7 protein-coding genes and 4 pseudogenes are annotated in these 7,034 nt (G+C 69.4%); 4 read left to right on the top strand and 7 right to left on the bottom strand.

What is annotated here, in order from left to right:
• A pseudogene (locus GT030_RS33745) lies at nt 1-579 on the top strand (IS5 family transposase); the annotation flags it as partial.
• A 27-nt stretch (nt 580-606) separates the two neighbouring features.
• Here the strand turns inward: GT030_RS33745 and GT030_RS33740 are convergent.
• From GT030_RS33740 to GT030_RS33720, 5 genes and pseudogenes are all read right to left on the bottom strand, one after another.
• Nucleotides 607-825 carry a hypothetical protein gene (locus tag GT030_RS33740; RefSeq protein WP_161204318.1) on the bottom strand — a complete coding sequence of 73 codons (219 nt, stop codon included), beginning with the start codon at nt 823-825 and terminating at the stop codon, nt 607-609.
• 709 nt (nt 826-1,534) lie between these two features.
• Nucleotides 1,535-2,659: a hypothetical protein gene (locus GT030_RS33735; protein WP_161204317.1), complete on the bottom strand. Its 1,125-nt coding sequence runs from the start codon at nt 2,657-2,659 to the stop codon at nt 1,535-1,537.
• The gene (locus GT030_RS33730) at nt 2,660-3,481 is read right to left on the bottom strand and encodes an NACHT domain-containing protein (RefSeq protein ID WP_161204316.1); all 822 of its coding nucleotides are present in this window, start codon (nt 3,479-3,481) and stop codon (nt 2,660-2,662) included.
• A gap of 31 nt (nt 3,482-3,512) precedes the next feature.
• Nucleotides 3,513-3,785, bottom strand: coding sequence for a hypothetical protein (locus GT030_RS37495; RefSeq protein ID WP_346009805.1), 273 nt, complete (start codon nt 3,783-3,785; stop codon nt 3,513-3,515).
• A gap of 392 nt (nt 3,786-4,177) precedes the next feature.
• Nucleotides 4,178-5,143, bottom strand: a pseudogene (locus GT030_RS33720) (hypothetical protein).
• A gap of 15 nt (nt 5,144-5,158) precedes the next feature.
• Between GT030_RS33720 and GT030_RS37490 the strand changes: the two are divergent.
• Nucleotides 5,159-5,617, top strand: coding sequence for a DUF6233 domain-containing protein (locus GT030_RS37490; RefSeq protein ID WP_346009804.1), 459 nt, complete (start codon nt 5,159-5,161; stop codon nt 5,615-5,617).
• A 97-nt stretch (nt 5,618-5,714) separates the two neighbouring features.
• On the opposite strand, the gene GT030_RS33715 is transcribed toward GT030_RS37490, so the two are convergent.
• Nucleotides 5,715-5,906, bottom strand: coding sequence for a hypothetical protein (locus tag GT030_RS33715; RefSeq protein WP_161204315.1), 192 nt, complete (start codon nt 5,904-5,906; stop codon nt 5,715-5,717).
• A gap of 128 nt (nt 5,907-6,034) precedes the next feature.
• On the opposite strand from GT030_RS33715, the pseudogene GT030_RS37485 reads away from it, so the two are divergent.
• A pseudogene (locus GT030_RS37485) lies at nt 6,035-6,163 on the top strand (ATP-dependent DNA ligase); the annotation flags it as partial.
• Nucleotides 6,164-6,226: 63 nt separating this feature from the next.
• On the opposite strand, the pseudogene GT030_RS36980 reads toward GT030_RS37485, so the two are convergent.
• Nucleotides 6,227-6,511 (bottom strand): annotated as a pseudogene (locus tag GT030_RS36980) (IS21 family transposase); the annotation flags it as partial.
• Between the two features lie 88 nt (nt 6,512-6,599).
• Between GT030_RS36980 and GT030_RS35990 the strand changes: the two are divergent.
• Nucleotides 6,600-7,019, top strand: a complete 420-nt coding sequence (locus GT030_RS35990) for a hypothetical protein (protein WP_237523007.1) — start codon at nt 6,600-6,602, stop codon at nt 7,017-7,019.
• The last annotated feature ends 15 nt before the right edge of the window (nt 7,020-7,034 follow it).

The raw sequence follows: 7,034 nt of genomic DNA, 5'->3' as shown, positions 1-7,034 counted from the left end.
GGAAGAGGACCTCAACTGGGCCGTCTCGGTGGACTCCACGATCGTGCGGGCCCATCAGCACGCGGCCGGGGCCCGCAAAAAGGGGCCCCGGCAGATGAACCCGGCGACCACGCCATCGGCCGCTCCCGCGGTGGACTGACCACAAAGATCCACCTCGCCGCCGATGCCCGCTGCCGGCCCCTGGCGTTCGTACTCACCGCAGGCCAGGCCGGTGATGCACCTGCCTTCACCGAGGTCATGGCCCGCCTACGCGTCCCCCGTCCGCGAGGCCGACCTCGCACCAGGCCGGATGTGGTCCTGGCCGACAAGGCGTACTCCTCGCGCGCGATCCGCGAGCACCTGCGCAAGCGCGGCATCCGGGCCGTGATCCCCGTCCCCGCAGACCAGCGCAGCCACCGGCTCCGTCGGGGCAGCCGAGGCGGCAGGCCACCAGCATTCGACCGCGAGACCTACAAGCAGCGCAACACCGTCGAGCGGTGCATCAACCGCCTGAAGCAGTGGCGTGGCATCGCCACCCGCTACGAGAAGACCGCCACCATCTACCTGGCCGGACTCCACATGGCGGGCATCTTCCTCTAGTCCGCCCGATGATCCAAACGAAACTGCCTAGGAGTCCTTCGAGACGAACACACTTTGCGACGTACTCGCTCGCAGGTTCAGGCCGCGCATCGCCGGGATCGATGCCAGTCCCCATGCGACCGTGGCAAGGCCGGCTGCCACCTGGCGGGCGGGCCCAGGGGTGCCCGACCAGACCATGACGACGGTGGCGGCGCCCCACAGGATCCAGGTCGTCCGTGCGCCGAAGCCGCCGAACAGGAAGCTCATCAGCAGCAGTATCGAGCCGCTGGCGATCCACAGCAGATGCAGGGAGGTGACGGGGAGGGGTAGTCCGGCGGAGTGTGCGCTGTGGACTGGGTTCGGAATTGACCGTTGACCACACGACCTTGCCGTCGAGCGAAATGCGAGCATCCGGGCGGTGCCGACGGTCGTGAGCGCGTCGCAAGCCGAGCCCCTCACTCTGTGTTCCATAGGCTTCCTAGCAGGCGCCGACACTCGGCCTTCAAGGAGCACGTCACCATGGATCGCAGCCCGTCCAGCCGCTCACCGGCCCCCCATGGTGCCGACGGCCGTGCCGCCTCGCCGCCGTGCCGGACCATGGTCCCGCCGACAGCAGCACGAGGCAGTACCGGAGGCGGCAAAGGCCGAACGACGGTAGATAGAGCGACGCAGCACGGCAGCCCTACGACGGGACCACGGTCCAGGTGCCCGGCCTGACGGGACCACGGTACGGACCCGCCCGGCCGCTCTGCCCGTCCACCCACTGGCCGCCGCGCTTCGTCCTGCCGGCGGCGCCCTCACATGCCGCCGCACCCCCGGCACGTACCCCGACCCTCCCCCGCACCGCACACGAGCCGTACATGAACCGCACCCCCGACCGCACCGGAGCGGGTACCAGGCCCCGAAGCCCACCGCTCTCGGCGGGACCCCTCACCGAAGCCGCACTCGGACGCACGCGACCACCGAATCGTAGGGATCAACCCGTGCCCGGGGGCAGCGGGTTGGTGGCCAGCCAGTCCTGGAGTTCGCGATGGCGGAATTGGTAGGCGGGGCCGGCCAAGCGCAGGAGGCCGAGATCGGTGGCCCAGTCCAGGAAGGTGCCGAGGCGGAAGGGAAGTACCCGGCAGGCCGTCACGACGAAGGCCAGGTGCAGTTGTGCCAGGCCGCCGGTGAAACTCACGGTGATGAGCGCACCCTCAGCCACGGCGAGCATGACGAGATCATGGGTGTCGTGGCGCTGCCCGAAAGGTGAGACAGCGCCGAGCAGCATGCCGGTGACCACCCCTGCCACCAGATCGTCGCGCAGCACGCTGCGTGGGGAACGGGCGGGGTGCGAAGGAGGGACGTAGGTGCCCACCACGAGTACGAACAGCGGGAGGAGGGCGGTGGAGGACAGTCCGTAGTGCCAGTCGTGGACTTGCATGAAGAGGGTGAGACCGCCCAGCGCCGTCAGGTGCAGGACAGTCCACAGCGGCTGAGACCACATCATGGCGCCGACTCCCAGGCTTCGTGGTTGCCGCCGGAAACGGGTGGAGGCAGCCAGCAGACCAAGCACTCCGAAGCCCAGGATCTTCTCCGTGATCTCTGCCGTTGCCGGACGGTGCAGCGGCAGGAGGCCGACGGCGGCGTCTACGGCCATCCAGCCTCCCACGATCATGATGTTCTGCAGGAGCCGTGACTTTCTTGGCAGCATCCGCCAGAGTTCGTGCAGGATCAGCACCGTGCGGGCTTCACCGTCGTCACCCCCGGTCTGCAGATGTCGGGCGAGTCGGTGAAGCCAGCGGTGCACGTCATGCGCGGCGTAGCGCGGTGGCTCGCTGCCCGGCCGGGCGGGGTCCGGCCTCAGCAGGGCGGGGATGTACAGGGAGAGCAGGTGTCGGTCGAGCCTGTCGGCCCTGCGGAACCTGGTGAGCTCGTCGGGGTGGCCGTCGGTGTTGTAGACGGTCGCCACCAGGCACAGCCGCCAAGGGGTGGAGAGGAGACCGGCGATCGGTGAGTCGGGCTGCTGTTCTAGGTAGGCGAGCAGCTTGCGCCAGCGCGCCTGGTCGGCGGCGCGCTCGGTGAGGTAGGCGAGGGCGGTGGCGCGCTGAACTCTGTCCACCTAGACCTGCGCGGCGTCGAGCAGTCGGCTGGACTCCGCGGAGCCCCGGCCCGCGGCAAGCACATTGTAGGCGTCGTCACGGCAGGTGAGGATGACCGGGCCGGGCCGCAGACCCCGGTGGTAGGCGTTGATCGCGCGCAGGGCCGCCCGGGCGCGGAGTGCGGCCGGATCGGGCTTGCCGTTCGCTCGGGGCGGGTCCATCTCGTCCAGACCGTCGAGTACGGGTAGCACCCAGCCGCTTTCAACAAGGCGCCGCGCCCTACGTTCGGACCAGCGGTACGTCTTGTGCAGCACGTCCTTCACGAAGTCGGTGAGTCCCACTCCGGACGGCCAGTCGGCGAGAGGGATGCGTACCGGTACGGGGTCATCCGCCTCGCGCCGTTCGAGCAGCGCGATCATGAGCTCCATCGCGAGGACCGTCTTGCCCGCTCCGGCGGCACCGGTGATGACCAGTCGACCCGGGTCGAGTCGACGGTAGTAACGGACGATGTCCGCGACACCCTCCGCGTCGGCCGTCTGCCGACCGGTCGGTCCCGCATTGCTCGCCTCCCGGCCGGGTTGGGCGACGCGGGTGTACCCCAGGTTCAACCGCTTGTCGGCATGCCCAAGCAGGCGGCGGCACTCGGCGCCCTCCAACCGGAACACCTGCGCGGCGAGTTCCAGCGCCCATTCACGTGGTCCGGGGCGAAGATTACGGAAGGTCACCTTCGCCATCTCGGCCTGGATCACCGGAGCGTGGAACTCACCCCCACTGATCCTGTTGACGGTGGGCCCCGCCGGGCGCCCGTGCCACGCCCGGAGCAGGCGTCGCCATCGCTCCATCGATGTCCAACCTTTCGGCTCCCGCGTCCGGTCAGTCCGTCGACGGACTGGCGGGCGGTGGAGGCGAGGGGTTGAAGGAGACGTTCGAGAAGTCCCGGCCCTGCTGGACCGGGGCGTTGAAGGTGCCGCCGGAGATCTGGTTGCCCGTCGCGTCGGTACCGGCCTGCGTGAGCCGCACCTTCGCCTGCTCGTGCCACTGCTGGAGGGCACTGCGGAAGTCCGCGTCCAGCGCGGAGCGCACCGCCAGCGCGGTGCTCAGGTGCTGTGCCCGCTCGGGTGTTCCAGGCTCACGTTCCAGGGCCATCAACTCTGACTCACCGGAGCTCAGCTCGGGGGTTGACCCACCATCACCGCGACGGAACGGACGCCGAACCAAGGCCGACAGACCGGCCCAGATCCGATTACCGATCTCACCCGCAGCCCCCGTGGCGAGTCTTGTCAGCAGTTCCACCGCTATCTGGTCCATGCCCACCCCCGGACGTGCCATTCCCTCGGTCATTTCACATTACTGCTAGCACCGCCCCCGGTACGCCGAATCGGACTACTCGGATCTTCGCGATTAATGCTCGGAGGGGGCGACCTGGGCTCTTGGCCAAGCCGGTCCTCACTCCCGCGGTACTACCGGCGTAACGGTTCGACGCTGCGCGCATCCGGCGCCGACATCGCCGCAGGACACCGCCGGACGACGGTGTCGCGTCATGACGCGCGGTGGAAAGGGGCGGTGGCGGCGGGGCCGACCGCGCCGGGGCCGAACTTGGCACGGATTCGGTCCATGGCTTCTTCGGCCACGAGCCGGGATTCGCGTGCCTGATCCAGGCTGATCTGCTGGGCGACCTGGTCGGCGTCGATGAGGTCCTCACCCCTGAGGGATATGCCGGTCAGCCGGGTGCGTTGCAGGCCGGCGGCATCCATCAGCAGGTAGGCGAGGCTGCGCAGATCTTCGTCGTGCGCGGAGGCCTCCTTCAGGGGCGAGTCTTCTCCCAGGTGGTGCCACCGGCGAACCGCAGAGTCAGGGTGAGTGCCTGGGCGGCCTGGCCGCGACGGCGCAGCGTGAGGGCGAGCTGGACGACGAGGTCGAGCAGGGCGGCTCGGACAGCGGCTCCGTCCAGGGTGTCGCGGCCGAAGCGGTGCCGCATGGTGAAGGAGGCCGGCAGTGCGCGTGGGACGACGGGACGCGGGTCGATGCCCCGGGCGCGGTCGGTGGCGAGACGGCCGGCCTTCTTGCCGAGCAGGCGCTGCACGGTGGCGGGTGAGACGCCAGCGAGCAGCCCGACGCAGTGGATGCCGTAGTCCCGAAGGACAGCAGTCTGGCGCGGCCCGATGCCGTGCAGGGCCTCCACGGGGAGCGGCCCGAGCCAGTCGGCGAGCTGGTCGGGGGGATGGCGAGGACGCCTCCCGGGCCGGGGAGCTGACCGGAGGCGGTCGCGGCGACCGTGATGGCGGGGCCGATGCCGACGCGGACGTCGACGCCCAGGCGGGAGATGGACCTGACCCTGAGCATCTCGCCCAGGTGGGCGGCGTCGGTGCCGTGGTAGCGCAGGGCCCCTTTGAGTTCCATCAGCGCGCAGGAAGGGGGCAGAGCCTGAACGACCGGGGAGAGGTCGACCAGCAGCTCGAGCACTGCCGGTAGAGCTCCTCCGGCAGGCGGTCCGGGCAGCGCACATGACTGTCGGCTGCGTGGCCTGCGTCGTCTCGTTGTTCACCGTGGTCACCCCCCGTCTTCCACGTTATCGAACGAGAAATCGAACACGCGAGTGCGACGGACGCGATCTTGGATCTACAATCGATAGCCTGTTCGATAGTCTGCCGCCGGACCTGGAGCGGCTGCGCATCCTGCGGGTGTGGCATGCGATGTGGCTGGCCCGCATCGACCGCAAGATCGAACTGCTTCTCAAGCGACAGGCCGAGCAGGACCACGGCCGACGGACGAAGCCCAAGCCGCCCGAGTGGGTCGTCGAACTCGGAATTGGTGTCGGCCGGCCGCCAACGCAGGTCCACCGGGGAAGCTGCTACATGGCGGGCAAACGACGCCGGCCCGTCGAGTGGGACGAAGTCCGCCGTTCCGTCTCCTCGCCGACGGCACCAGCGCCTGCTCTCGCTGCCGGCCGGACACGGATCGCGGCATCATCGGCTTAGACACGGGCCGGCCCCCCGACAGCCTGCGTCCCGTGCCCGGCTTGCGGTCCTCCCCACCACGCCGCCCGGCACCATGCGCCTGGAACGGCCCGGTCGCTCAGGGCCCGGGATGGGCGGTGGCGGCTTTCAACTTCCAGCCGCTGCCGCTGCAGGCCTCGTGCAGTGGCGGGAACCGGTGCCCCTTCACGTCAGTGCTGTACCCATGCCCCTGGCCGCAGTCGCATTCGTAGATCCCTGACTGCGGGACGATCTCACCGGGGTGATGAACCTTCTCGCTGCTCTCGCTCATGATGTCAGTGTCTGCAGCCGCTGTCTTGGCGAGTCCCTTCGCCCGGTCGAACCACGGCAGAAGGCACCCAAACGGCGGCCAGTCGCCGGTGGAAGGCATCGACGGTGACCTGGAGCCTGCCCGGGCCAATGCTGACCGTTGCCGTGGACAGACCTGACGTGCCTGCCCGATGGGCAGCGGAGCCGAAGTGGGACGGATACCGCGCCCAGCTCGCCGTGTATGCAGACGGGCGGCTGCTGCTGCGCTCGAGGCAGGGCACGGACATGACCGGCTCGTTCCCCGAGATCCGGGCGGCGGCCCTCGCGCAGTTGCCCGCAGGCGCCGTGCTCGTCCAGCAGTCGGTCAAAGATTCGCGTGACGGTATGCCGCTGCTTCCTCGGCGCGGTCAGATCGGCTGTGAGGATGCCGTCGATCACCGGCTTGTAGGGGTCCAGCCGTGTCTCCCGCGGCTCCATCTTCTTCCGCGGTTCCGGCAACGCCGAGATCAGGGCCTTCTGCACCGTCTCGTAGCCGACGCCGTACTGCCGCATGAGCGCCCGCAACGACATGCCGCCCTTGGCGTCACGGCGGATCGCCGCGTACAGATCGACCTTGGACTTCGGCAACACCTGGGCCCCCTCGTCGTGCAGAGCACAACCATGGTCCCGAAGCAAGCAACGAGGTGTTCTCGAAACTCAGCGACATCACTCTCCCGTGGAACCGAGCGTTCCTGTCGCTGAGCATCAGACGTACTTCAAACCCACCAACAAAGCCAGCGCGGTCACCGGATCCCTGGCCGCCCCGCGGACATTGCTGCTCGGCCGGTTCGACGACGAAGGCCGCCTGCAGTACGTCGGCCGCACCACCCTCGCCCGCAAGGCGAGCGCTGCACTCGCCGACCTGCTCGCAGCCGGGCGAAGCGGGCACCCGTGGACGGGATGGTCCTTCTCCGCCGGGTGGGGCAGCCGGGAGCAGCTGGACGTCACGCTGGTGGAACCCGATCTGGTGGTAGAAGTCGGCGTCGACGTCGCCCGTGACGCCTCCGGCCGGTGGCGCCACCCCGCACGCTGGCACCGTCCCCGCCCCGACCTCTCCCCCACCGACGTCCCCCGCCTGCCGTCGCCGCCGCGCTGACGGCGCCACGGGCGC

Source organism: Streptomyces sp. SID1328 (assembly GCF_009865595.1).
In the GTDB taxonomy this organism is placed as follows: domain Bacteria; phylum Actinomycetota; class Actinomycetes; order Streptomycetales; family Streptomycetaceae; genus Streptomyces; species Streptomyces griseoluteus.
This window is presented reverse-complemented; position numbering and strand designations above follow the sequence as displayed.

Coding starts and splice junctions, on each gene's coding strand:
- GT030_RS33730 (WP_161204316.1), bottom strand. CDS start 3,481: ATGGAGCGATGGCGACGCCTGCTCCGGGCGTGGCACGGGCGCCCGGCG.
- GT030_RS33715 (WP_161204315.1), bottom strand. CDS start 5,906: ATGAGCGAGAGCAGCGAGAAGGTTCATCACCCCGGTGAGATCGTCCCG.
- GT030_RS33740 (WP_161204318.1), bottom strand. CDS start 825: ATGAGCTTCCTGTTCGGCGGCTTCGGCGCACGGACGACCTGGATCCTG.
- GT030_RS37495 (WP_346009805.1), bottom strand. CDS start 3,785: ATGGCCCTGGAACGTGAGCCTGGAACACCCGAGCGGGCACAGCACCTG.